General features: G+C 67.6%; 19 protein-coding genes and 1 pseudogene. 6 read left to right on the top strand and 14 right to left on the bottom strand.

The window, feature by feature from the left end; genetic code table 11:
- Positions 1-28: 28 nt before the first annotated feature.
- Together BW730_RS08245 and BW730_RS08240 are read right to left on the bottom strand one after the other, a co-directional pair.
- Positions 29-670 (bottom strand): response regulator, encoded by a 642-nt coding sequence (locus BW730_RS08245; RefSeq protein WP_077685822.1) that lies wholly within the window; start codon positions 668-670, stop codon positions 29-31.
- Positions 667-1,932, bottom strand: coding sequence for a sensor histidine kinase (locus BW730_RS08240; protein WP_077685821.1), 1,266 nt, complete (start codon positions 1,930-1,932; stop codon positions 667-669). Before BW730_RS08240 ends, BW730_RS08245 begins: the two co-directional genes overlap by 4 nt.
- Before the next feature lie 427 nt (positions 1,933-2,359).
- On the opposite strand from BW730_RS08240, the gene BW730_RS18790 reads away from it, so the two are divergent.
- The gene (locus BW730_RS18790) at positions 2,360-2,674 is read left to right on the top strand and encodes a hypothetical protein (RefSeq protein ID WP_077685820.1); all 315 of its coding nucleotides are present in this window, start codon (positions 2,360-2,362) and stop codon (positions 2,672-2,674) included.
- Here BW730_RS18790 and BW730_RS20345 read toward each other — a convergent pair.
- Positions 2,663-2,821 carry a transposase gene (locus tag BW730_RS20345; protein WP_158522554.1) on the bottom strand — a complete coding sequence of 53 codons (159 nt, stop codon included), beginning with the start codon at positions 2,819-2,821 and terminating at the stop codon, positions 2,663-2,665. The genes BW730_RS18790 and BW730_RS20345 overlap by 12 nt on opposite strands.
- Positions 2,822-3,119: 298 nt before the next feature.
- On the opposite strand from BW730_RS20345, the gene BW730_RS08225 reads away from it, so the two are divergent.
- Together BW730_RS08225 and BW730_RS08220 are read left to right on the top strand one after the other, a co-directional pair.
- The gene (locus BW730_RS08225; protein WP_077685417.1) at positions 3,120-4,655 is read left to right on the top strand and encodes an integrase core domain-containing protein; all 1,536 of its coding nucleotides are present in this window, start codon (positions 3,120-3,122) and stop codon (positions 4,653-4,655) included.
- A 246-nt stretch (positions 4,656-4,901) separates the two neighbouring features.
- Entirely contained in the window at positions 4,902-6,212 is a 1,311-nt protein-coding gene (locus BW730_RS08220) for an ISL3 family transposase (RefSeq protein WP_145952651.1), read from the top strand.
- Here BW730_RS08220 and BW730_RS08215 read toward each other — a convergent pair.
- Positions 6,181-7,430: pseudogene (locus BW730_RS08215) on the bottom strand (IS256 family transposase). The gene BW730_RS08220 and the pseudogene BW730_RS08215 sit on opposite strands and share 32 nt — an antisense overlap.
- Positions 7,431-8,340: 910 nt before the next feature.
- On the opposite strand from BW730_RS08215, the gene BW730_RS18785 reads away from it, so the two are divergent.
- Positions 8,341-9,621 carry an HNH endonuclease signature motif containing protein gene (locus tag BW730_RS18785; RefSeq protein WP_158522552.1) on the top strand — a complete coding sequence of 427 codons (1,281 nt, stop codon included), beginning with the start codon at positions 8,341-8,343 and terminating at the stop codon, positions 9,619-9,621.
- 88 nt (positions 9,622-9,709) lie between these two features.
- On the opposite strand, the gene BW730_RS08205 is transcribed toward BW730_RS18785, so the two are convergent.
- The 9 genes from BW730_RS08205 to BW730_RS08165 all read right to left on the bottom strand — a co-directional run bounded on the left by BW730_RS08205 (position 9,710) and on the right by BW730_RS08165 (position 20,143).
- Entirely contained in the window at positions 9,710-10,816 is a 1,107-nt protein-coding gene (locus BW730_RS08205; protein WP_077685817.1) for an ABC transporter ATP-binding protein, read from the bottom strand.
- Positions 10,813-12,573 carry an ABC transporter permease gene (locus BW730_RS08200; protein WP_077685816.1) on the bottom strand — a complete coding sequence of 587 codons (1,761 nt, stop codon included), beginning with the start codon at positions 12,571-12,573 and terminating at the stop codon, positions 10,813-10,815. The genes BW730_RS08205 and BW730_RS08200 overlap by 4 nt, the downstream gene beginning before the upstream one ends.
- Positions 12,570-13,631, bottom strand: a complete 1,062-nt coding sequence (locus tag BW730_RS08195; RefSeq protein ID WP_226997150.1) for an ABC transporter substrate-binding protein — start codon at positions 13,629-13,631, stop codon at positions 12,570-12,572. Before BW730_RS08195 ends, BW730_RS08200 begins: the two co-directional genes overlap by 4 nt.
- A 108-nt stretch (positions 13,632-13,739) precedes the next feature.
- A complete protein-coding gene (locus BW730_RS08190) occupies positions 13,740-14,423 on the bottom strand; it encodes a response regulator transcription factor (protein ID WP_077685815.1) in 684 nt (227 codons plus the stop codon).
- Entirely contained in the window at positions 14,420-15,367 is a 948-nt protein-coding gene (locus BW730_RS08185; RefSeq protein ID WP_158522550.1) for a sensor histidine kinase, read from the bottom strand. Before BW730_RS08185 ends, BW730_RS08190 begins: the two co-directional genes overlap by 4 nt.
- 70 nt (positions 15,368-15,437) lie before the next feature.
- A complete protein-coding gene (locus BW730_RS08180; RefSeq protein ID WP_077685813.1) occupies positions 15,438-16,424 on the bottom strand; it encodes a Gfo/Idh/MocA family protein in 987 nt (328 codons plus the stop codon).
- A gap of 83 nt (positions 16,425-16,507) precedes the next feature.
- Positions 16,508-18,520, bottom strand: a complete 2,013-nt coding sequence (locus BW730_RS08175; RefSeq protein WP_077685812.1) for a beta-propeller domain-containing protein — start codon at positions 18,518-18,520, stop codon at positions 16,508-16,510.
- Positions 18,513-18,923, bottom strand: coding sequence for an RNA polymerase sigma factor (locus tag BW730_RS08170; RefSeq protein ID WP_158522548.1), 411 nt, complete (start codon positions 18,921-18,923; stop codon positions 18,513-18,515). The genes BW730_RS08175 and BW730_RS08170 overlap by 8 nt, the downstream gene beginning before the upstream one ends.
- Positions 18,833-20,143 carry a ParB/RepB/Spo0J family partition protein gene (locus tag BW730_RS08165; protein WP_077685811.1) on the bottom strand — a complete coding sequence of 437 codons (1,311 nt, stop codon included), beginning with the start codon at positions 20,141-20,143 and terminating at the stop codon, positions 18,833-18,835. The genes BW730_RS08170 and BW730_RS08165 overlap by 91 nt, the downstream gene beginning before the upstream one ends.
- Positions 20,144-20,662: 519 nt before the next feature.
- On the opposite strand from BW730_RS08165, the gene BW730_RS08160 reads away from it, so the two are divergent.
- Entirely contained in the window at positions 20,663-21,994 is a 1,332-nt protein-coding gene (locus BW730_RS08160; protein ID WP_145952758.1) for an ISL3 family transposase, read from the top strand.
- A 335-nt stretch (positions 21,995-22,329) separates the two neighbouring features.
- Entirely contained in the window at positions 22,330-22,539 is a 210-nt protein-coding gene (locus BW730_RS18090; RefSeq protein WP_145952781.1) for a hypothetical protein, read from the top strand.
- A 54-nt stretch (positions 22,540-22,593) separates the two neighbouring features.
- Here the strand turns inward: BW730_RS18090 and BW730_RS08155 are convergent, their stop codons facing one another.
- A complete protein-coding gene (locus tag BW730_RS08155; RefSeq protein WP_237268033.1) occupies positions 22,594-24,000 on the bottom strand; it encodes a GuaB1 family IMP dehydrogenase-related protein in 1,407 nt (468 codons plus the stop codon).
- Positions 24,001-24,061 lie beyond the last annotated feature (61 nt).

The following is a 24,061-nucleotide window of genomic DNA, read 5'->3' as shown; positions in this document are numbered from 1 at the left end:
GGTCGGGCTCATCCGTTCGATGGAGGCCTCAGCCGACCACGCCGTTCTCGTAGGCGAAGATCACGGCCTGGACGCGGTCGCGGACGCCGAGCTTCCCGAGCGTGCTTGACACGTGCGTCTTGACGGTCGCCTCGCTGACGAACAGCCGCTCTGCGATCTCCGCGTTGCTGAAGCCGGCCGCGAGTTCACGCAGCACCTCCAACTCGCGGTCGGTGAGCCGCGCAATCTGCGGCGCAGGCTCGCTCGGACGGTGTCCCTGGACGGCCTGCGCGATGACGCGGCGGGTCACCTCGGGGGCGAGAAGGGCGCCGCCGTCGGCGACCGTGCGGATCGCCTCGAGGAGGCGCTCCGGCTCCGTGTTCTTGAGCAGGAAGCCCGCCGCGCCCGCCTCGAGTGCCTCGAAGAGGTAGTCGTCGCGGTCGAAGGTGGTCAGGATGATCACCTGGGTGTGGCCCGCCTCCCGGATCCGGCGGGTCGCGTCGAGGCCGCTGAGGCGGGGCATCTCGATGTCCATCAGCATGATGTCTGGGCGGGACTCGGCGGCGAGCGCGATCGCCTCCTGGCCGTCGCCGGCCTCGCCGACCAGGTCGATGTCCTCCTCGATGCCGAGCATCAGGGAGAATGCCCTGCGCACGAGCGCCTGGTCGTCGACGAGCGCTACTCGGATCATGGGGTGACCTTCCGGGGGATCTGGACGAGGACGCGGTAGCCGACGGTGGCGCGGGGGCCGATCTCGACGGTGCCGCCGAGCGCGGCGACCCGCTCGCGGATGCCGACCTGGCCGAGCCCGCTGCCGCCGGAGTTGGGGACCGGGTGACCGTTGTCGGTCACCTCCAGTTCGAGGCCGTCCTCAAGGCGCACGACGACGCGGGCCTCGGTGGCGGTGGAGTGGCGCCGGATGTTGGTGAGCGACTCCTGGGCGATCCGCAGCAGGTTGGATGCCTGCATGGGGGAGAGTTGCTCGGCGGCGGCGGGGTCGCCGACCAACTGGTAGCTGACGCGCAGCCCATCGGTGCTCGCCTCGTCCGCGAGCGCGGAGAGGGCCTCGATGGTCTTGGGGCCGGTGGTGTCCGCGACGTCGCGCAGCGAGCCAAGCATGCTGCGCAGTTCGGTCACGGCCTCGCGGGACATCGACTCCACCTCCAGCATCGCCTCGGCGGCGACCTCCGGTTTGGTGGCCATGGCCCGTCGCGCGGCGGCGGTCTGCACGCCGATCAGGGAGATGTGGTGGGCCACGGAGTCGTGCAGGTCGCGGGCGATCCGGAGCCGCTCGGCGACCACCGCCTGGTCGGCCAGTTGGTCGCCCTGCCTGCTGACCTGCTCGCGGCTTGCCGCCAGTTCGTCGGTGGTCCTGGCCTGGAGCCAGGCCTGCCTGCCGAGGTAGATGGCGCCGCCGAAGTAGGCGCAGTTGATCAGCACGGTGGCGACCCAGTACAGGAACGGGGGCTGCTGCCCGGGTGGGGAGGTCGCCACCAGGTAGATGTTTGACCAGACGAGCCACACCACCATCGCGGCGAGCACCAGCGCGAGGGCGCCGAGCAGCGCCTCGCGGCGCCGTGCCCACGCGATGGCGGAGTAGATGCCGAAGAAGTAGACGACCTGCATGCTCGCGGTGGACGCCACGAAGGGCAGCAGCGTGCCGAAGGCGACGAAGTGGACGCCGGACAGGAGGACGAGCACGGTGACCGGGAACCGGCGCCGCAGCGTCAGGAGCACGCCCGCGGTGACGACGGCGGCCAGGCTCGGCCACAGCGGGGGCTCGGCGATGCCGTTGGTCTCGCCCTGGCCTTGGTACATCAGGACCAGGCAGGCGGTGATCACGGAGAGCAGCGCCGCGATGATCCAGTCGGTCCGCCAGGGCTGCGCGGGCGCGGGCCGCACGTACGCGTCGTCCAGCCCGAACACGCGTCGGAGCCACGCCCAGGCACCCATGCGCGCCACTCTAGCGCCGTCTGGACCATCGAGCGGGGCGCTGCTGGGCGTAGTGGGCGCGAATGGAGCAACGGAAGTGAGCGTTTGGAACTCGCTGACAAGGAGGCAAGAGATGTCACGAAATCGTTATCCGAAGTCCTTTGGGGAGACGCGCTTTTCGCCACTACGCTGCGGGGGCATGACGCGGAAATTCAATGCTCCTCCAAACTGGCCCGTGCCCGATGATTGGGTTCCAACGCAGGGATTCATACCCCCGAAAGAATGGGGTTCAGCTCCCGATGGGTGGGTCTGGTGGGTCGATTCACCCGGCCCGGATTTCGCCCCTTCCGAAGAGGTTCCAGAGTCCCTTCCGCCATCGAATGGCGAACGGCTGACGGCATTTACGAAGTCGGTCCGGCGCCCGTGGTCCAAGAGTGAAAAGCTCGGGTTGGGGACGCTCGCCGTTGCGGTTGCCGCCCTGCTGTTCGTGGTGGGAGCAGGCAGCGTTGCGTCGAGCCAGGGCGGCAGCGCGGCCGAGGGAACGAAGGCTCCCGTGGTTGCGAGTCGGACCGCCGACCCCGTGCGAAAGGCGAGTGAGAGCGCCAAGCTGAAGAAGGCGAAGGCTGAGGCCTCTGCGGCCGCCGAGGCAAAGGCAAAGGCCGACGCGGAGGCCAAGGCAAAGGCGTCCGCTGAGGCGAGTGCCAAGGCAGAGGCTGAGGCGATTGCCGGCTCTTCGGACTTGAGCGTGGGGTCAGAGGCGTAGACGGCCGCCTATCAGCCGCATTCTGAGGCGGTAGTTGTCGGGGCTACGGAACCCTCGGGCGACGCGTGGGGCGGATTCCATCAAGCCATTGATCGCTTCGGTGCCGCCATTATTGGCGCCGCCAGTGGTGAAGTAGCCTAGGAACACGTCTCGCCACTGGTTGAGGGCGGCCCAGGCGGGCGATCTCCGGGATGGGACACGACGGGAACGAGGCAAGGACCTTCTGCCATCGGATCCCAGCTCACCCCTCGCTCAGGTACGAAGAGCCGGCAACCACAGGACCCGGTCGCATCTCGCCGGTACCCGGAGGTCAAGCCCCGTGGAGTGGTGTAGCGGTTTTTCCTTTGTGAAGTCTCACGACATCGTGGCCGGTTCTGTCTCGGGACATCGTGGACAGTGAGTCTCACGACATCGTGGGCACTGGGTGCGGGTGGTTGGTTTGGGCATGGATTTCAACCACGTGCCCGCGGACGTGCGGTGGGCGATCGCGAACTGGCCCGATGATGCCGAGCGGGGTGCGGTCACGCGCTTCTGCGAGCGGCACCAGATCAGTCGGGCGGTGTTCTACAAGATCAGACGCCAGGCCGGTGAGGTCGGTCCGGTCGGCGCGACAGAGCCGGGCTCACGCCGCCCCCATCACAGCCCGAACCGGACCGACCAGCAGGTGATCGAGCACGCGCTGGCCGTCCGAGCTTGGCTCTCCGAGCAGGGGCTGGACGCCGGCCCCTTGTCAGTGCTGGCCAGGATGCGCCGACAGGGGCTGAACCCGCCCTCAAGGGCTACACTCGCTCGTGCGTTCGCTGCCGCTGGCGTGTCCAAGCCGGAACCGCGTAAGCGGCCGCGGGCGGCGAACCGCCGGTTCGTCTACCCGGCCCCGAACTGCTGTTGGCAGATCGACGCGTTCGCCTGGTCACTGGCTGATGGCACCAGCGTGTCGATCCACCAGGTCATCGACGACCACTCCCGGCTCGCCACCGCAAGCCTCGTCGCCGACGGCGAGACAGCCAAAGCCGCTGTGTTGGTCGTGTCTACCGCGATCCGCCGCTGGGGCGTCCCGCAGCGGCTGCTGTCCGACAACGGATTGGCGTTCAACCCCACCCGCCGCGGCTTCACCGGCAAGCTGGTCGACTACCTGCTCGACCTCGGGGTCAAGCCCATCACCGGCAAACCGGACCGGCCGACAACCCAGGGCAAGAACGAACGGTTCCACCAGACGCTGCAGAAGTGGCTCAACGCCAGGCCACCCGCGAAGACGATCGAGGCCTTGCAAGCACTGGTCGACCAGTTCGACCAGTACTACAACAACGAACGAGCCCATCAAGCACTCGACGGCAAGACCCCGGCCGAGGCGTGGGCCGCTACCCCGGCGGCACCCGAACCGACTCCTGAACCCCGCCTCCCGCAGATCCCACCCTCGGCGCGCGCCACGACCACACCGTCCTCCACCGAGACGGCCATGATCGCTACCAGAACGCGGCTCACCCTCCACCCTGCTACAGGACAGGCCCTCGTCAAGGTCAGACCCAACGGCCAGATCAAGACGCTCAGCTGCCTGTTCTACGTGGCCACCAGCCGGGCCGGGCAGCATGTCCACGTGACCTGGACCCCAGCCGCAGTAGAGATCATCGACCTCAACGGCGAGGTCATCAACACCTACCCTCGACCCGCGACCACCGGCATGTACTACGGGCCACGCAACCCCCAGCAGGGCACCCCGATGAAGACCACCCGCCAGAGCCCCTCCGCCGGGATCAGCGGGACCGCCATGCGCACCGTCACCAAAGGCGGCTACGTCGGAGCCCTCGCCTCCAAGTTCTACGCCGGCTACAAACGCCGAGGCGAACACGTCACGATCAGCTGGGATGCCGACACCGTCACCATCACCGACGCACAAGGACACACCATCGCGACCTACGACAAACCGACCACCCGCCACGGCTGGCACGGACCCACCCAGAACCGACCGTCCACGAAGTCATGAGACACCCAACCGTCAACGAAGTCCCGAGACACAACCGGCCACGATGTCGTGAGACATCACATAGCGGTTTTTCCTTCGTAGGTCGTTGGGGTCAGGCGTTGAGCGCCAGCGGGTGGTCGGGGAGCTCCTTTTCGGGCTCTTCCCAATTGAGGGTGTAGGTAGGGGTTCCGGCGTGGCGGCTGGATAGAGGGGTCGAGGCCTCCCGAAGATGGAAGTTCCTAAGCTGTCCATCTGGAAGACCTCGACGTGTTCAACGCTACCTTCACCGCGCCTGATCTGACGACCTTCTGCCGCCTCGACGAGCTCGGGTTGGAGGTGACTGGCCAACACGTGACCGCGCGCCGGGCGGTGCTGGAGTGCCGCGTCACGGATGCTGATGACTGGTGCCACAACTGTGGCGGGCGCGGTTTGGTGCGTGACACGGTAATCCGAGGCCTGGCTCACGAGCCCTTCGGTTGGAGACCCACTGTGCTGCGGGTGCGGCTGCGCAGGTACCGGTGTGTCGAATGCGGTCATGTGTGGCGCCAGAGCATGGACCGGGCCGCTGAACCGAGGGCTCGGCTGTCGCGGCGTGGGGTGCGGTGGGCGCTCGAAGCTATCGTGTGTCAGCACCTCACCGTGGCGAGGGTCGCCGAAGGGCTGGCGGTGGCGTGGGACACCGCCAACGATGCGATCATCGCCGAGGGTCGTCGGGTGTTGATCGATGATCCGTCCCGGTTCGACCAGGTCACCGTGCTCGGGGTCGATGAGCATTGCTGGCGTCACACCCGTGCCGGGGACAAGTTCGTCACCGTGATCATCGACCTGACCCCGGTAGCGGCTGGGACTGGCCCGGCACGGCTGCTCGACATGGTCGAGGGCCGCTCGAAACAGGTGTTCAAACGCTGGCTCGCTGCCCGTCCAGCCGCCTGGCGGGCCGGCGTGGAAGTCGTGGCGATGGACGGGTTCACCGGCTTCAAAACCGCCGCCGCCGAGGAACTCCCCGACGCAGCTGCGGTGATGGACCCGTTCCACGTCGTGCGCCTGGCCGGGGAGGCTGTCGACAAATGCCGCCAACGCGTCCAACAAGCCACCATGGGGCATCGAGGCCGCCGCGGGGACCCGCTCTATCAAGCCCGCCGCACCCTACTCACCGGCGCCGATCTACTCACCGACAAACAAGTCACACGGCTCGAAGACCTGTTCGGCGACCAGAACCACGTCGAGGTCGAAGCCACGTGGGGCATCTACCAGCGCCTCGTCCAGGCCTACCGCTGCAAAGACCGCACACTCGGCCGCCACCTCATGGCCAGCGTGATCGATGCGATCGCCACCGGCGTCCCCGCTGAGCTGACTGAACTGGTCCGCCTGGGTCACACCCTGAAACGCCGCGCGATCGATGTGTTGAACTTCTTCGACCGGCCCGGCACCAGCAATGGTCCCACAGAAGCCCTCAACGGCCGCCTCGAACACCTCCGCGGCTCCGCTCTCGGGTTCCGCAACCTGACCCACTACATCGCCCGCTGCCTCCTCGAAGCCGGCGGATTCAGACCCCGCCTACACCCTCAAATCGGATGAGCCCCTTTTCGGTGGTGTTGGGGATGGTGGTGAGTCGGCAGCGTGCGAGGATGTCGAGGCCGAGGTAGCGGCGGCCTTCTGCCCATTCGTCGGTTTGTTCGGCTAGGACTGCGCCGACGAGGCGGATGATGGCTTCCCGGTTCGGGAAGATCCCGACCGCGTCGGTGCGGCGCCGGATCTCCCGGTTGAGGCGTTCGGCGGGGTTGTTCGACCAGATCTGGGTCCACACGTCCTTAGGAAATGTGGTGAAGGCGAGCACGTCGGCTCTGGCCTGCTCGAGGTGCTCCGCGACTGCGGGGAGCTTCTCTGCGGTGTAGTCCAGCAGCCGGTCGAACTGCGCCTCGACGGAGGCCGCGTCGGGCTGGTCGTGAGAGGCGAGTGGAGCATCGCTTTGACCGCTGGCCACATGCTCTTCGGCGTGACGGCCATGAGGTTGGCGGCGTAGTGGGTTCGGCAGCGCTGCCAGGACGCGCCGGGTAGGTTCGCCGCGATGGCCTCGACCAGCCCGGCGTGGGCATCAGAGGTCACCAGCCGTACTCCGGCCAGGCCGCGGGCCACCAGGTCAGCGAAGAACGTGTTCCACGCCGGTTTGGTCTCTGAGGTTGCCACTTGCAGACCGAGGACTTCGCGGTGACCATCGCCGTTGACACCGGTCGCGACGAGGACCACGGCGTTGGTCACCCTGCCGCCTTCTCGGACCTTCATCGTCAACGCGTCGGCGGCGACGAAGGTGAACGGGCCCGCCTCGCCCAAGGGGCGGTGTCGGAACTGCGCAACGTGCTCATCGAGGTCGGTGGCCATGCGGGAGACCTGGGACTTCGACAGGCCGTCGATCCCGAGGGTCTTGACGAGTTTGTCCATCCGACGGGTCGACACTCCGGCGAGGTAGCAGTCGGCGATCACCGTGATCAGCGCCGCTTCGGTACGTTTGCGGCGCTCCAAGAGCCACTCGGGGAAGTAGGTTCCGGAGCGCAGTTTGGGGACGGCAACATCAACGGTGCCGACACGGGTATCCAGAGGGCGGTGGCGGTAGCCGTTGCGCTGCGCAACCCGCCCCGCGGAAGGCTGTCCCCACTCGGCGCCGCACACCAGATCGGCGTCAGCCGAGAGGAGGGCGTTGATCATGTTCTGCAGGAGCTGGCGCATCATGTCCGGGGATGCTTCGGTCAGCAGGTTGCCCAGCACGCGGGCGGGGTCGACAATATGAGGAGCGGTCATCGTGGTTGATTTCCTTTGAGAGAGTTGTGAGAGATGAACTCGAAGGATCCCACGGTGACCGCCCTGCCGTCATCGACGGCCACGGCCACTGTGGGGGCTACACCACTCTAGGGGCTCTACTCTCCGGGCGGTGTCGATGTGCACCACGTAGTCCCCACAACGACTACGGTCACCCGGCGAAGGCGGCGATCGACCTGGCCGAGGGCCTCGGCATGACCGTCGCGAGGACGGACAGGCAGGGTACGGTCCTGGTTGCGCGAGGAGAGACGGCGCTCGGCGTGGTCACCCGAAGGTAGCTTGATCCGCGCCGGTGTCTGGAGACTCCGTTCGTTGGGAACGAGTCGCGGGTTCGGATGTATCGGCAAACTAGGGCTGATCTTGAGAACGTGCTGGGCAATGGCCAGAGTGGTCGGGCTGCTCGGTACTGGGATCCAGGAGAAGGGGCAACTCACGCAACGGTGCGACTCCAAGACGGTGACCGCCGAGGTCGGAGCCATGGACGGAATCCTTGATGAGTCATGCGCAGGTGGCGATTGGCAGACAGGAGCCAGATCCGCAGCCTTGTCTTCGGCGTGGAGTCTCGCAAGTGTCGCAACCGATCGGTCCACACTGTACGGCGGAACATGCGGAACATTGGGTGGCGAAAGGGCTATGTCTCGATTCCCAGGCTGGGCGATTGCTGGCAGCCGAGACGGATCTATCGTCACCCCCTGCTGAGTAGGGATGGCTCCCAGTCTCCGGTGCAGCGATCGCCCGAGACCCGGTCTAGCGCACCTATCTGTTTTCGAACATCGTGGCTTCCCAGCGCTGTGGGCGACTCTGGGACTCGAAGCTGCACGGAACGATCGGACCTTCACACATCGAGACTCAGCGCAGCAGAATTGTCAGACCCTGTCTGTAGCGTGAAGTCATGGAGGCAATGGCGAGGGAGCAGGCGGAGGCGATCCGCTCGGCCGTGACGTGCCGTCGCCGGGCAGAGGCAGATCTGCTGGCCTCGATCTGCGAGCTCGCCGAGTGCTACCGCGTCGACACCGACGAACTGCTCGCCGTCCTCGCCGAGAAGCGGATCCGGGTCGGCGCCGAGGGCACGCCCCTCGTCTCCGAGTTCCTGAGCCTCGAGCTGGCAGGGCTGCTTGAGTGCAGCCCCCATGCGGCGGGTCACCGGCTCATCGAGGCGCTCAACCTCAAGCACCGGCACCCGAAGCTGTTCGCCGCAGTGGTGGAGCTGAAGGTCGAGGCGTCGCGGGCGGTCAAGGCCGCGGCCAGGTGCGCTCACCTCCGGCCCGAGGTTGCCGAAGCTGTGACGCTGCGCTGGCTGCCGCGGCAGGACGCTCTGGGCTGGACGGCCACCTTCAACCTGCTGGACAAGCTGATCATCGAGGCTGACCGTGCCGCCGCACAAGAGCGCGAGCGGCTCGCGCGCGAAGACCGCGGCGTCCATGTGTGGGGCCTCTTCGACGGGTGCATGAACCTCACCGGCAGGCTTGATGTGCTCGATGCGCGCAGCCTCGACGTCACGGCGACGCGGGTGGCGAGGCTGCTCGAAGACCGGTTCCCCGGGTTGACGCTGCAGCAGCGGCGGGCGAAGGCGCTCGGGATCCTCGCGAACCCCGCGCAAGCGCTCGCCCTGCTGCAGAGCGGCGACCAACCCACCCTGCCGGGCGACCCTGAACACCACGAGGCGGCACGACCCCGACCCTCCAAGGTCTACCGGCCCGAGCTCGGGCTCGCCGTTCACATCCACGCCGATTCGGTCGGTGGCCTCCCGCCCGCCGCGCGGGTCGACAAGGCTGGCTGGATCACCAGCCGGCTGCTGGGGGAGTTGCTCGGGGAGGCAAAGGTGACGGTTCATCCGGTGATCGACCTCGCCGACCTGGATCCGTCTGATGGGTATGAGCCCGGTGCGCAGCTCAAGCGTGCGGTGGAGATCGTCATGCCGACGGAGATGTTCCCGTACTCCAACCGCAGTTCTCGGAGGCTCGATCTCGACCACACGGTGCCGTGGCGGGAGGGGTACCGGGCGCAGACCCGGCTCGGCAACCTCGTCCCGCTCAACCGTCGGGCCCATCGGGCCAAGACGGCGAGGGCCTGGAAGTCGCTCCAGCGCGGGCCCGACGTGCTCGTCTGGGAGAGCCCGCTCGGCTACCGCTACGAACTCACCCCCTGCGGGACCTGGCCGCTGCGCGAGTAGGGCCGACCCCCGTTGTTGGTGCGGCCCGAGGCCACGCCGACCCGGAAGGGTTGTGCCTCCCGGCACCGGGTCGGCGTGGCCTCGGAGATCAGGAGGCGCTGGCCGGCTGGTCGGGCAGCAGGTACGCCTTGTTGTTGGTGAGCGACAACTTCACCCTTGTCGCGACCTCGAGCAGGTCGCGAGGGTCGGGGTTGGCCACCGAGACGAGGATCTTGCCCTCGGCGGTGTCGACCTCATACTCGACGTTGGGCCCGAAGTACATGGCGGAAACCACGGTGCCGTCTGCCTCCGACTCGGACGCCTCGACCGCAACGCCCTCGGGACGCAGGACCAGCAGGCCGTCGCGGCCGACATCGGGATGCGAACGCACCAGGTACTCGCGGCCGAACGCCTTGACCCGTCGAAGATCGCCCTCCTCGCCGAGTACCGGGGTGCGCAGGAAGCTGGCGCGCCCGATGAAGTCGGCCACGAACGACGTCGCGGGGGAGTTGTAGACCTCCGCCGGGGTGTCGAGCTGCTCGATGCGGCCCTTGCTCATCACGACGATCCGGTCGGAGAGGCTCATCGCCTCGGCCTGGTCATGCGTCACGTAGATGCTGGTGATCCCGAGCCGCTGCTGCAGCTGACGGATCTCCGTGCGCATGTGGTCGCGCAGCTTGGCGTCGAGGTTCGACAGGGGCTCGTCGAACAGCATCAACGAGGGCCGGAGCACCATGGCGCGGGCCAGTGCCACGCGCTGCTGCTGGCCACCGGAGAGCTGGTGCGGCGAGCGGTCCTGCATGCCCGTGAGGTTCATCGACGCGAGGGCCACCTCGACTGCCTCGTTGATCGCGCTCGGCTTCCACTTCTGCATCCGCAGGCCGTAGCCGACGTTCTGCGCCACCGTCATGTGGGGGAACAGGGCGTAGTTCTGGAACACCATCGCGATCGGGCGCTTGTTCGGGCGCATCCGCACAAGGTCTGCGCCGTCGAGGTCGATGCTGCCGGCGGTTGGCTCCTCGAAGCCGGCGATCATCCGCAGGGTCGTGGTCTTGCCGCAACCCGAGGGGCCGAGCAGCGTGATGAACTCGCCGGGAAGGATGTCGAGGTCGATTCCGTCGACCGCGTTCTCATCGGCTCCGTCGTAACGCTTGACGAGGGACTTCAGTTCGAGGGCGCCGCGCACAGCGGTGTCGGGCTTGAGTGTGGTGGTCACGTCAGTTCCTTAGCGGCCATGGCCGTTCCGCTCGGCGCGGGCTTGCCTGTCATCTTCTTGTTCATGAGGTTCACGCCACCGATGAAGATCAGGACGATGATCATCAGCAGGGTGCAGTAGGCGAAGGCGTTGCCGAAGCGGCCGGCGTCGACCTCTGCCAGGATCTGGCTGGTCATCACCTTCGTCCGTGGGGTGGTGAGGAAAACGATCGGCGACAGCGTCGTCATGCATCGGGCGATCGCGAACGTCAGCCCCGCGACCAGGGCGGGAGCGACGAGCGGGAGGGTGACCAGCCGGAAGGTGGTTCCCTCGCTAGCGCCGAGGGAGGCGGAGGCCTCCTCGATGGAGCCGTGGATCTGCTTCAGCGAGCCGGTGCCTGAGCGGACCGCGGCCGGCAACGAGCGCAGCACGAAGACCAGGATGATCGCGATCGCCCCGCCTGCGACGGCGGCGCCGCCTGCCAGTGAGGGGAGCACCGTCACGCCTCCGACGAGGTTCTTCGGCCGGAACGCGAGCAGCACGCCGATGCCCAGCACCGTGCCTGGCACGGCGATGCCGAGCATGGCGACGAAGTCGACGAACCCTGCCGTCTTCTTCAGCTTCGTGACGGTCAGCCAGGCGATCATGATGCCGAGCAGGCTCGCGATCGGTGCCGCGATGATCGACATGACCGTCGTGTCGATGATGGCCTCGGACCCGATGCCGGTGAGGACGAACTTGTAGTTGGCCAGCGTCGGTGCCCAGTTGACGCCTGGGACCTTCGCGAAACCGCCGTAGATGATCGTCGCGTAGATCACGAGGATCAGTAGCGCGATGAAGACCGTCGCACCGTAGGCGACCCAGGCGACCGGGCCGCGCTGCAGCAGGGGAGAGCCGCTCGGCTTACCGGTGACGGTGACGGTCGACTTCCGCTCCACCCAGAACCGCTGCAGGAGGAACACCAGCAGCGCAGGCACCAGCAGCGAGATCGAATACACCGAGCCCGCCGTCACGTCGTACTCGCCGGTGATGGCGAGGTAGGCGCGGGAGGACAGGACGGTGAAGTCGCCTCCGAGGACCAGCGGGTTCGCCAGGTCGGCGATCGCCTCGACGAAGAGCAGCAGGACGCCGCTCGCGATGCCAGGGAGCATCAGAGGGAGCGTGACGGTGAAGAACACCTTCGCCTTGCTCGCGCCGAGGTTGGTGGCCGCCTGGTCGAGCGACGGGTCCAGCCGCTGCATCATGCCGAGCAGCGACATGTAGATGACGGGGAAGAACGAGAGTGCCAGCACGAGCGTCAGGCCGTCGAGGCCGTAGATGTCGACCTCGAGACCGAGCAACTTGTTCGTGATCAGGCCGTTGCGACCGAACAGCACGATGACGCTCGAGGCCAGCGCGAACGGTGGGCTCACGACGGGCAGGATGGCCAGCAGGTGCAGGATCTTCTTGCCCGGGACGTCGAGCCGAGCCTGGACGTAGGCGAACAGGAACGCGATGGCGGTGCCGATCACGGCCACGAGCACGCCCAGCACGACGGTGTTGGTGATCGTCTGCCGGTTGACCGGGTTGGTGAACATGCGACCGAGGACGGTGAGGCCCTCGGTCGAGAAGGTGAGTCCGATCACCTTCGCGAGCGGATACAGGAGGCCGACGCCGACGATCAGGGCGGTCGCGACGAGGCCGATGGCGACGATCAGGGAGGGGCGCTTCATGGAGGGCCGCCGCCTGCGTCGCTGGGGTTCGGGCCCCAGCGACGCCTTCAGGGTGGTGGCGGTCATGACTTGGGAGCCGTGGCCACTTCGGAGTCGAACTTCGACACCAGGTAGGCCTTCATCGCTCCGGCCGCGCTGGAGTCGTAGTCGATCAGCGTGACCTCGTCGAGGTTCAGCATGTCCTCGGTGGTCGGGGTGTCCGGGTTGGTCGGCACCTGGTAGGAGCCGACGCTCGGGCCGATCTCCTGTGCCTCGACGCTGACGGCGAAGTCGACGTACTGCTTGGCCGCGTCCAGGTTCTGCGAGTTCTTGATGATGCCGACGCCGCCGACCTCGTAGCCGGTGCCCTCGCTCGGGGTGGTCACGACGAGGTCGGTCATGCCCTCCTTGTAGTACTTCACACAGTCGTGGGTGAACACCAGACCGGTGGCGATCTCCGCCCGGCCTGCCTGCTGGCCCGGCGCAGTGCCCGACTTCGAGTACTGCAGAACGTTGTTGTTGAGCTGGCGCATGTAGTCGAAGGTCGCAGCCTCGTCCATGTCGTGCAGCACCATCTGCGTCCACAGCGTCGTGTAGGCGGTCCCGGAGGTCGCCGGGTGTGCGGTGCCGATCTGCTTCTTGAACTCGGGCTTGACCAGGTCGGCCCACGACTCGGGTGCCCCGGCGCCGATCTTGTCGAGCACCTTCGAGTTTGAGCAGAACCCGAGCACCCCGACGTACACGCCGGTCCAGGTGCCGTCCGCGCTCTTGTAGGTGTCCGGGATCGCCGCGGTCGCATCGGAGGTGTAGCGCTCGATCAGACCCGCCTCGTCCGCGGCCTCGAAGCCGTCGCTGGGGCCGCCGTGCCACACGTCGAACTCGGGGCTGTCCTTGGACGCACCGAGGCGGGCGACCGTCTCACCACTGGACAGCCGGACGTAGTCGGTCTGGATTCCGCTCTTCTCGGTGAACGCCTTCGTCACCGCCTGGCACCAGTCCTCCTGGGCGCCGCAGACGACCGTCAGGCTTCCGCTCCCGCCGCTTCCCTCGCCACCGGTCGGGCCGGCGCTCTCCTGCGAACAGGCCGCCATCGTCGCAGCGAGGGCGATGCCCGAGGCCGCGGCCAGAATCTTCTTGAGGCTCACTTGATCTCCACTTCATCGTGTCAGTGACGGACCTCTCCGTCGCCCTCAGGATACGAAGGGACCCGGTGACAGCGCCCTACGCTGGCGTAACGGTTGGTAACGGCCCCGTTACCCGGCCTCGGCCCCGAGCCTGTAGCCCTCGCCGCGGACGGTCTGCACCAACTCGGCGGCCGGATGGCCGAGCCGGTGCCGCAGCCGGTAGATGGTCACCTTGACCAGTTCCCGGCCGCCGACATGGTCCTGGGTGTCCCACGCCTGGCTCAACAGGTAGCGCCATGAGAGCACCTCGCCGACGCGTTCGGCGAGGGCGCGCAGCAGCCTCCACTCGACGTCCGAGAGGGTCACGGACGCGTCCCCGACCCGCACCGCACGCGAGTCGAGGTCGACGCTCAGGCCGTCGAGCTCGACCACCTGCGCCCTCGGCGCGACGGTGCGACGCAGCAACGCCTCGATCCGGAGCGTCAGCACCTGTGGCTCGAACGGCTTGACGACGTAGTCGTCGGCCCCGGCCTCGTACCCTGCCACGATGTGTTCGGTGTTCGAGCGGGCGGTGAGGAACACGATCGGCACGTCGCTGATCCTGCGGAGCCGACGGGCCACCTCCACCCCGCCGACGCGTGGCATGGTCACGTCGAGCAGCACGAGATCCACAGGCTGCGCTTCGAAGCGCTCGAGTGCCTGCGCGCCGTTGGTCGCCGTGATCACGGAGAAGCCGCGCCCCCTCAGGAGGTACTCCAGGATCATCACCATCTGCGGCTCGTCGTCGACGACGAGAATGGTCGGTTCGCTCATCGCCGGGGCCTCGTCTCTTTCGGGAAGGTGACCATGAAGGCCGTGCCGGACAGCTGCCGGGTGTCGACGAGCATCCGTCCACCGTTGGCCTCGACGAGTTGCTTGGTGATGGTGAGGCCGAGGCCGATGCCGTCCTCGGAGACGGCTCCGCTGCGGAAGGGCTCGAACAGATGTTCGCGCTCCGCCTGACTCATCCCATCGCCCGAGTCAACCACCTGCAAGACGACCGCGTTGTCGTTGTCGAGGACCTTGACCTCGACGGAGCTTCCCGGTTCGGAGTGGCGCGACGCGTTCAGCACCAGATTGGTCAGCGCCTGCCTCACCGCGCGCCCGTCCAGCCACACCGGATCCATCAACCGGGGCAGCTGGTAGAACAAGCGCTGGTCGCGTTGTCCGAGCAGGGTCTCCATGGCCGTCCCGGTCTCCCGGACGAGGCGGACCAGGTCGGTCTCCGACGGTGCGGGTCGGTAGTTTCCGGTCTCGATGCGCGCCTGGGCGAGGATGTCCTCGCAGATCGCGATGCCCTGCCGTGCCTGCTGCTCCACCGTAGTGACGAATCGCTCCTGGGTGGCTGTCAGGTCGCCCGGTTCACGCGAGAGCAGGATGCTCGCCGAGGCGCTGATCATGGTGAGCGGATTGCGCAGTTCGTGGCCGACGGCCCAGACCACCTCGCTGCGCAACCGGGCGGTGCGGGTCGCGTCGCGCAGCTGAAGGCCCACTCCGACGAGCAGACGCCTCGCCCACCACAGGCCCAGCGTGATCACCAGCACGGTCACGGCGCTGAGCAGCAGGAGCCGGTCCGGACGGCGGCTGAGATCCTCCCACTCCAGGACGACGGCGACCGTGACGGGAAGCGCCCCCACGATCATCACCGGCACGATGAAGGTCAGCACCCGGCTGAGCGTCGGGCGCTGCGGTGCGAGCTCTGGAATGAGAGCAGGCACATCCATCCTCCAGACTCCCGGCGACGCCGCCCGGGAGTCCGGATTCTACGACAAGCTCAGCAGACGATGCTCACTGGCGAGGCTCGAGCCCCGCCGCGCGATACATGGCGTCGATGGCGCGCGTCTGCTTCACCGAGTCCTCCGGGCCGGTGAGGATCTCCGCGCCGTCGCGCACGGCCGAGACGAAGAGGCCGAGCTGGCAGGCGTACGACGTGGGGTGCACCGGGACGTCGATCCTCGTGCTGTCGCCGTCGGTCTTCAGCGTCAGCGAGTTGCCCTCATGGGGCTTCACGAAGCCCTCGACCTGGAGCACGCCGAGCGTCCCGGTGATCGTCGCCGACTGCCGCTCGACGTCCTCGAGCAGCGAGCTCGACACCGTCGAGGTGACCCCGCCCGGGAACCTCAGTTCGGCGGTGAGGGCCTCGTCGATCCGGTCGTCCTCGGGGGAGGGGCGGTACGTGGCCGAGACGACCTCGGGCTCCTCACCGACCAGGCTGCGCACCAGGTGCAGGCAGTAGCAGCCCAGATCCATGGTGGACCCGCCCGCCAGGTCGTGGATGTAGCGGATGTTGCTCCGGTCGGGCAGGTGCACGTCGAACCAGGCGCTCACGTCGACCAGGTCGCCGATGGCCCCGTCGTTGATCAGGCCGATCACCTCCGCGATGAGGGGGTGGTAGCGGTAGTGGAAGGCCTCCATCACGACGCGGTCCGACTCCGCGGCCCTCGCGGCGACGCGCTCGGCCTCGTCGGCGTTGGACGCGAAGGGCTTCTCGACGAGGACGTGTTTGCCCGCGTCGACCGCGGCGAGCGTCCACCTGCCGTGCTCGGAGTTCGGAAGCGGGATGTAGATGGCGTCGATGTCGTCGGCGGCGAGGAGGTCCTCGTAGCTGTCCTCGACGCGGCCGATGCCGTGTTCGGCGGCGAACCGCTCGGCCCGTCCCCGGTCGCGGGCGGCCACGGCCACCAGTTCGACGTCGGGGTTCTCAGAGGCCGGGGCGATGAGGGCGGCCGGGGTGATGCCTGCGGCGCCGAGAATGCCGAAGCGGAGCGGGGTCATGGCTCTCCTTTGAGTGTGCTGCTGCTCGCAGGAAGTCTAGTGGTGCCCCGCATCCGCCGCGCGCCGAGGCGGCGGTCACCGGCTCAGCCCAGTTCCTCGGAGGCCACCTTCTCCAGCGAGTCCGCCCCGTACACGTCCACCCCTCGCTCGGTGACGACATACAGGTTGTCGCCGATGGTCAGCCCACGCACGGAGGAGACCCACTGCTGCTCGGACGCCTCGACGGGAAGCTTGCCTGCGAGCTTGAAGGCACCGCCCTCGAAGCGGTAGACGACATAGTCCGCGGTCGAGCCGCCCCCGGAGTAGTTGAGGGCGGGGAAGCCGATCAAGCCGCGCTCAGAATCGACGAGGACGGCCTTGTGGTTGCGCAGCGCCTCCGAGTCGGCGTAGGGCACCTTCAGGACTGCCTGCTCCTTCAGGGCGAACGGGTCCGAGGTGTCGAACATGCTGAGCTTCAGGCCTGTGACCATGCCGTCGTCGGTGGCGTCCATCCCGAGGCCGAGCAGCTGGCTGTCCGCCCACGGATGCAGGTAGGTGCTGAAGCCCGGGATCTTGAGCTCGCCCATCACCTTCGGGGCTGCAGGGTCGCTGAGATCGATCGCGAACAGCGGGTCGACCTGGCGGAAGCTCACCACGTAGGCGACGGGCCCGACGAAGCGCACCGACTGGACGGTCTCGTTGGTGGCCAGCTTCGGGATCGACGAGATCACCTCAAGGTTCCCGTCGAGCACCAGCAGCGAGGGGGTCGACTCCCACTGGCCCGAGGTGGAGACGCCGTTCAGCGTCACGGCCAGCCTCAGCCTGCCCTCGTAGTCGTCCATCGCGAACTGGTTCAGCAGGACGCCGGGAACCGTCCCCTCGGCCGCAGCGGTGAGTCTTCCGTCGTCGAGGGTGATCCGGGCGAGCTTCGTCTTTTCGGTGACCGACCTCATGCCCGTCTCGTCGCGTGCCTGATCGCCGTCGGCATCTCCTGCGTACTCCACCGAGGCGAGGTAGAGCGACTCCTCGCTCATGTAGGTGGTCTGCGAACCGCCAAGCACCGACAGCGTGTCGACCCGCTCGTTGGTGGCCAGGTCGATGCTGCTGACCACGGAGTAGCGCGGTCCGTCCGGCCGCGGCATCAACACGAGGTCATCGGCAGGAAGCGGAGTGCTCGTCCCGTCATCCGTGGTCGACGGGACGAAGGTTCCCGGCACGGCCGGGTCGATGGCGTGGGGATCGGTCACGGCGTGCTGGGTCACCAGGTACAACAGGTCGCCCGAGAGCCGCGACGTCGAGAAGGCTCCGCTCTGACCGAGGCTCTGCCTCAGCGTTGGTGCGGCCGGATCGGAGACGTCGTAGATGAGCGCCTTCGTCTGGGTGGCGTCGTAGGGCACGTAGGCGGACTCCTGGCTGGCGGGGAGCGCGGACAGGCGCGGCTCGTACTCGGTGACCAGCACGACGAGTGACGAACCGTGCAGCATCAGGTCGACCACCGGCCCCTGGGCGGTTCCGCCCTCCCGTCCCGCGGTGGTAGAGGTGTCGATCCTGGCCAGCTCGTGCGTGTCGGCACCCTGTGCGGCGAGCAGCACCACGTCGTCGCCGGACGCGGCGAAGATCGTGCGCCCGTCACTCTTGACGATGTCGCCCTCGTCGATGCCCGCGACCTGGACGTTCGTCGCGTACTGGCCGGCGCCGTCGGCCGCAGGAGCGGACGTGTCGGCCGCAGAACCCTCTGGCCTTCTATCTGTGCCCCACTGGAATTGGAAGCCCATGTCCGCCTGAGGGTGCTCCTTCAACACGTTCCGCACCGCGTCGTAGACGTGGGAGTAGTCTCCCGGCGCGGCCTCGGCCGTCGGTGCTGCCGGCGGGTCCGAGTGGTCCTGGCTCCCGCCGATCAGTGAGGGCATCGCGGCAAGACCCGCCACCACGGCCACCGCCGCGGCGCTGGCGATCCACGCCACGCGGCGCCGTCGGGGTCGTGACGGCGAGGCCTGCGGTCGCGGGGTCTCGGGCGCGCCAGCCGGCTCGGCAGCGATCCGGGCGAGCAGATCGGCCCGCACCGAGGGGTCCGGCCTGAACTGCTCGGCCATGTCACGCAAGATCTTGTCATTCATCGAACAGCCCTCCCAGGAGCAACTCGCGCATCTGGGCGCGTCCTCGGGAGAGGCGCACCTTCACGGTTCCGGGTTCCACGTCGAGCAGCTCTGCGATGCGCGCGACGGGGAGATCCTCGAAGTAGAACAGGTAGACGACGCTGCGCTGCGTCTCGGGCAGACCACGCAGGGCGCGGAAGAGCACGTTCTGCTCGTCGGTGGCCAGCGTGAAGTCGGCGCCGGTGTCGACGACGACCCCGGGAGTCAGCGGCACCACGCGGGTGCGCCACGAGCTCTGCGCCGATCGTCGCGCGCAGTTGAGCGTCGTGGTGATCAGCCAGGCGCGGCGATGTTCCTCGTCGTTGAACTCGGGTCGGCGCTCTGCGGGCGTCGCCAGGTGTCGCGGGTGGTGTTGGCCTCCCACTTGGCCAGGTGCCAGATCAGCGCGATCTGGGTCAGCCGACCGGCGGAAGCGGTGGCCAGCTCCTTCTCGGCCTTCTTCTCGTCGTAGATCGACGCAAGGGGCGAGTAGTTGCCGTAGTCGCGCAGCGTCCACAGGAACGCTGCGATGAGCTTGTGTGCTCCCTTGGGGGCGGTCTTGGCCTGGGCGAAGTTGGCCAGCCATTCGCGGCGGACCTCGGTGGCGGCATCCCAGCCCTTGTTGTTGGCGATCACGCGGCGGCGCTCGACCCGGGCTTCCTCCTTCTCCTCCTCGGTCATGTCCTCGCGGCTCTTCTTGGAGGTGGCGTGGCTGGACCAGCCGTCGGTGTGCCCGTTGCCCTTGGGGTCGACGCAGACTTCCACGAGGCTGAGCACTCGGCGGTCGCTGATCCGCAGCTCGAACTCGTCAAGGCGCTCGTCTTCGTCATCGATGTGCCAGACGTAGCGAGACTCGATGATGTGAGCGTGGCCCGGGCAGCCGGTGTGGTCCTCGATCCGGTCCCCGTCGCTGGTGCGCAGTCGGCGGGTGTCGAGTGCGTTCTCGGCTTCCTCCTCGGTGGCGATCCGGTGGCCTGCGGCCTCCAGCTCGGCGGTCAGCTCCACTCGTCCGGCCTTCTCGGCCTTCTCAAGTCGCAGCTGGGAAAGGGTGTGATCGAAGTAGTCGTCCTCGGCTGCCTCGATGAGCTTCGCGACGGCCTCCGGGTCGTCGACAAACGCCTCCAGCTCTGCGGCCTGGTCGAGGGTGAGCGTGTGCAAGGCGTTGACCAGGACCGGGGACTTGGCCACGGACACGGCGGTCTTGACCTCCTTACGACTCATGGCGGTCTGCTTGGCGATCGCTGTCACGCTGAGCCCTTCCAGGGCGAGCTGACCGATTGCCTGGGTCACGTCGCTGGTGCCGAGACCCTCGCGATGGAGGTTCTCAGTCAGCTGGTCGATGATCCTGTCGGCTCGCTTCTGCTCAACCTCCTGGATGATCACCGGGACGCTGGCCAGCTCGGCCTGCTGCGCGGCCAGGGTGCGGCGATGACCGGCCAGAACGGTGACAGTGCCGTCCTCGCCCCGGTGAGCCAGAATCGGTTCCAAAACGCCGCGCTCGCTGATCGACTGCACGAAAGCCTGGGTGAGACTCTCCGCAGCGGTGCTGCGGACGTTGTCAGCGAAGGTCAGATCGCTGGGGGACAGGTACTCGATGGTTGCCATTTCCGCTCCTTAGTGTGGTTAGTGTTGGTGCCTGGTGAGGTGACCCCGTGGCCAGGTGGTGCAGGTCGGTGCCCGCCCGTTTTTTTGCCCTTCTGGGCGAGTGGAATCCTGACCGGCGGAAAGCGGGTTGGTGTCCATCCCCCGAAGCCCCGGGGACCGGAGCCGGATCGGCGGCGAAATAAGCGAGCTTGCGAGCGCGTCGACGATCCGGTGAGGACCGGTAGGGGCCGCGTAGCGGCGGGGTGGCGGCGTTCCGCGTGCCGGTCATGATGGAGTCGCCAGAAGGGAAAACCCCCGAAGGGGGTCGGGGTCACGCCGTAGGCGTGTCCTTGTGCCGGCGGCGGCCGCCGCTGGCCGTCGACGACGTCGACGCTGCCGGCCCGGCCCCTCAATGGGGCTCTTCGGACCTGAGCGTGGGGTGAGCGGGGATCGGATGGCGGGCGTGTCGGCGGGGTGAAGGGGGTCGAGGCCCTCAAGAATCGGGGTTACCACACCACCTGATCTTCAAGGACCTCGACGATGCCCGATCCTACTTCCTGCTGCCGTGCCGCGGGCGGCTACTGCCAGCGCTGTGATCTTCTGGTCGGGTTGCCGGGGCTGCATGTGGTTGGCGTCGCCCGCGACGAGGCGGGGCTCAGGATTGAGGTCGAGTCCAGCGCCGACCAGGTGATGGGTTGCCCCGCCTGCGGGGTGATCGCGCATGCGCATGGCCGGCAGCGGGTCGAGTTGATCGACGCGCCGTGTTTCACGGCGCCGGTGAGGTTGTGGTGGCGGAAACGACGCTGGCTGTGTCCCGAACCGTCGTGTCCGGTGACCTCGTTCATGGAACAAGACCCCGACGTGGCGCGACCCAGAGCGCTGCTCACCAGACGCGCGACGTCGTGGGCGATCGGGCAGATGCGGCGGGAGAACGCCTCTGTTCAGGGTCTGGCTCGGCAGCTCGGCTGCACCTGGAAGACGCTGTGGCGGGCCGTCAAGCCGGTCCTTGAGACTGCCGCCGACGACGAGACCCGGTTCGCCGGTGTCACCTCGCTGGGCGTCGACGAACACATCTGGCATCACGTCTCCACCAAGCCCGTCGAGCTCGGCGGCCGCGGCCCGAAGGAGTTCACCGGCATGGTCGATCTGACACGTGACAAGGACGGACGAGTCCGAGCCCGGCTCCTGGATCTGGTCCCGGGCCGCTCCGGCGAGATCTACACGTCGTGGCTGCGTGACCGCGGCGACGTGTTCCGCAAGGGTGTTGAGATCGCCACGCTGGACCCGTTCCACGGTTACAAGAATGCGATCGACGACCAGTTGGAGGACGCCGTCGCGGTGCTCGACGCGTTCCACGTCGTCAAGCTCGCCACGGCTGCCGTTGATGAGGTCCGCCGCCGGGTCCAGCAAGACATCCACGGCCACCGCGGCCGCAGAGATGATCCGCTGTATCGGATCCGCAACGTCCTGCGTGCCGGGAAGGAGCATCTCACCGACCGGCAGAAGACCCGGCTCGAGGCGGCGTTCACCGTCGAGGACCGTCACGTCGAAGTCGAGGTCGCCTGGCACTGCGCCCAGCACCTGCGTTCGGTCTATCACCAGTCGAGTCCTGCTGACGGGCGTCGGGTAGCGGAGAAGGTCCTCGCCTCGTTCCCGACGTGTCCGATCCCGGAGATCGCCCGCCTGGGCCGCACCCTCAACCGATGGAGAGACGCGTTCCTGGGCTACTTCACCACCGGCGGCGCCAACAACGGCGGCACCGAAGCGATCAATGGCTTGATCGAACTCGCCCGCCGCGTCGCCAGAGGGTTCCGTAACCCCGACAACTACCGCCTCAGAATGCTCCTCATCGGCGGCGGTCTACGCCTCTGACCCCACGCTCAAGTCCGAAGAGCCCGATTGCCAAGGCGGAAGCTGAGGCGAAGGCGCAGGCCGAGGCCAGTGCCAAGGCAGAGGCTGAGGCCATTGCCAAGGCGGAAGCTGAGGCGAAGGCCAAGGCTGAGGCGGAGGCCGCCGCCGAGGCCGAGGCGCAGCGCGTCGCGGCGCTGAAGGACGCCTCCCAGTACGAAAAGATCAAGACCCGGGAATGGAACCTGATCGTCAAGGACCCGAGTAAACACCTAGACCGGAAGGTCCGCATTTACGCTGACGTCACGCAATTCGACTCAGCCACCGGGGGGACCTCATTCCGCGCCGATACCGGGGCCGTGAAAACGACCGACTGGTGGAAATACGACCACAATACGATGGTGTCCGAGGGGTTTCCCGGAATGTTCGACAATATCGTCGAGGGTGACCTTGTCGCTCTGTATGTCACCGTCGATGGTGTCCGAAACTACAACACGACGATTGGTGGCACGGCCAGCGCCGTGAGAGTGACCGCCTACGTCGCGGAGGTCTTCGGCAGCAGCGACTAGACGACAAAAAAGGGTCACGGCAGCGATCGGCTGCCGTGACCCTTTGTCGATGTCCTACCAGCTCTGGTCGAGCGGGCGACCCTCTTCGTAGCCGGAGCCGGACTGGATGCCGACCACGGCGCGCTCGGCGAACTCGGGGAGGCTGCGGGCGCCCGCGTAGGTGCACGACGACCGCACGCCGGAGGTGATCCAGTCGAGCAGGTCCTCGACGCCGGGGCGGCGCGGGTCGAGGTACATCCGCGAGCTGGAGATGCCCTCCTCGAACATGGCGGCGCGGGCCCGCTCGAAGGCGGACTGCTCGCGGGTGCGCTGCCGCACGGCGCGGGCCGAGGCCATGCCGAAGGATTCCTTGTAGGCGCGGCCCTGGTGGTCGACCAACTGGTCTCCGGTCGACTCGTGGGTGCCCGCGAACCAGGACCCGATCATCACGGAGCCCGCGCCGGCGGCGAGCGCGAGGGCGACGTCGCGCGGATGCCGCACGCCACCGTCGGCCCAGATCGACTTGCCGCGTCCGCGCGCCTCCTCGGCGCATTCGAGCACCGCGGAGAACTGCGGGCGGCCGACGCCGGTCTGCATCCGGGTGGTGCACATGGCGCCCGGGCCGACGCCCACCTTGAGGATGTCGGCGCCCGCGTCGATCAGGTCGATGCAGCCGCCCTTGGTCACGACGTTGCCAGCCACGATCAGCACGGTGCGGCCCGTCTCAGTCGCGAACTCGTCGCGCACCTCGCGCGCCTGGCTCAGCGCGGAGACCATCTTCTCCTGGTGGCCGTGCGCGGTGTCCATCACGAGGACATCGGCGCCGCCCTCGAGCGCAGCGCGCACCTTGGCGGGGATGTCGCCGTTGATACCGACCGCGACGCCCGCGCGCAGCCGACCCTCGTGATCGAGCGCGGGGGAGTAGATGGCGCTGCGCAGCGCGCCCTTCGGAGTCATCACGCCCACCAGGCGGCCGTCACCGTCGACCGCGACCGCGATCTTCTGGTGGTGCTCGGACAGCAGCGCGAACACGTCGGACGGGGACATGGCGGCGTCGACGATGGTCACGTCGCTTGTCATCACGTCCTTGGCCTGTGCGAAGCGGTCCGCGCCGGAGGCGTCCTGGGGGGAGACCAGGCCGAGCACCCGGCGGTCCGCGTCGATCACGACGGCGACGCCGTGCGCGCGCTTGGCGATCAGCGAGAGGGTCTCGCCGACCGTGGAGTGCAGCGAGACGGTCACGGCCGTGTCGAAGACCGGACTGGCGGCCTTCACCTTCGCGATCGAGGCGGCGACCACGTCCGAGGGGATGTCCTGCGGGAAGATGGCGAGGCCGCCGCGGCGGGCCATCGTCTCGGCCATCCGGCGGCCGGAGACGGCGGTCATGTTGGCCGCCACCAGCGGGGTGGGGGTGGCCAGACCGTCCGTAGAGGTCAGGTCGACGTCGAGGCGCGAGATGACGCTCGAACGGCTCGGGACCATGAACACGTCGTTATAGGTCAGGTCATATGCGGGGCGCTGATCCAGAAAATGCACGGCCCAA

This window comes from Tessaracoccus aquimaris (assembly GCF_001997345.1).
GTDB classification, from domain to species: Bacteria; Actinomycetota; Actinomycetes; order Propionibacteriales; family Propionibacteriaceae; genus Arachnia; species Arachnia aquimaris.
Note: the sequence above shows the minus strand (reverse complement) of the source record. Positions and strands in the feature narration are given on the sequence as shown.

What these genes read in the sequence shown, in the direction of transcription:
- BW730_RS18785 (WP_158522552.1), top strand. Translation starts at nt 8,341, where the DNA reads ATGGAGGCAATGGCGAGGGAGCAGGCGGAGGCGATCCGCTCGGCCGTG.
- BW730_RS08160 (WP_145952758.1), top strand. Translation starts at nt 20,663, where the DNA reads ATGCCCGATCCTACTTCCTGCTGCCGTGCCGCGGGCGGCTACTGCCAG.
- BW730_RS08165 (WP_077685811.1), bottom strand. Translation starts at nt 20,143, where the DNA reads ATGGCAACCATCGAGTACCTGTCCCCCAGCGATCTGACCTTCGCTGAC.
- BW730_RS08200 (WP_077685816.1), bottom strand. Translation starts at nt 12,573, where the DNA reads ATGACCGCCACCACCCTGAAGGCGTCGCTGGGGCCCGAACCCCAGCGA.
- BW730_RS08245 (WP_077685822.1), bottom strand. Translation starts at nt 670, where the DNA reads ATGATCCGAGTAGCGCTCGTCGACGACCAGGCGCTCGTGCGCAGGGCA.
- BW730_RS08175 (WP_077685812.1), bottom strand. Translation starts at nt 18,520, where the DNA reads ATGAATGACAAGATCTTGCGTGACATGGCCGAGCAGTTCAGGCCGGAC.
- BW730_RS08225 (WP_077685417.1), top strand. Translation starts at nt 3,120, where the DNA reads ATGGATTTCAACCACGTGCCCGCGGACGTGCGGTGGGCGATCGCGAAC.
- BW730_RS08180 (WP_077685813.1), bottom strand. Translation starts at nt 16,424, where the DNA reads ATGACCCCGCTCCGCTTCGGCATTCTCGGCGCCGCAGGCATCACCCCG.
- BW730_RS08155 (WP_237268033.1), bottom strand. Translation starts at nt 24,000, where the DNA reads ATGGTCCCGAGCCGTTCGAGCGTCATCTCGCGCCTCGACGTCGACCTG.
- BW730_RS08240 (WP_077685821.1), bottom strand. Translation starts at nt 1,932, where the DNA reads ATGGGTGCCTGGGCGTGGCTCCGACGCGTGTTCGGGCTGGACGACGCG.
- BW730_RS08190 (WP_077685815.1), bottom strand. Translation starts at nt 14,423, where the DNA reads ATGAGCGAACCGACCATTCTCGTCGTCGACGACGAGCCGCAGATGGTG.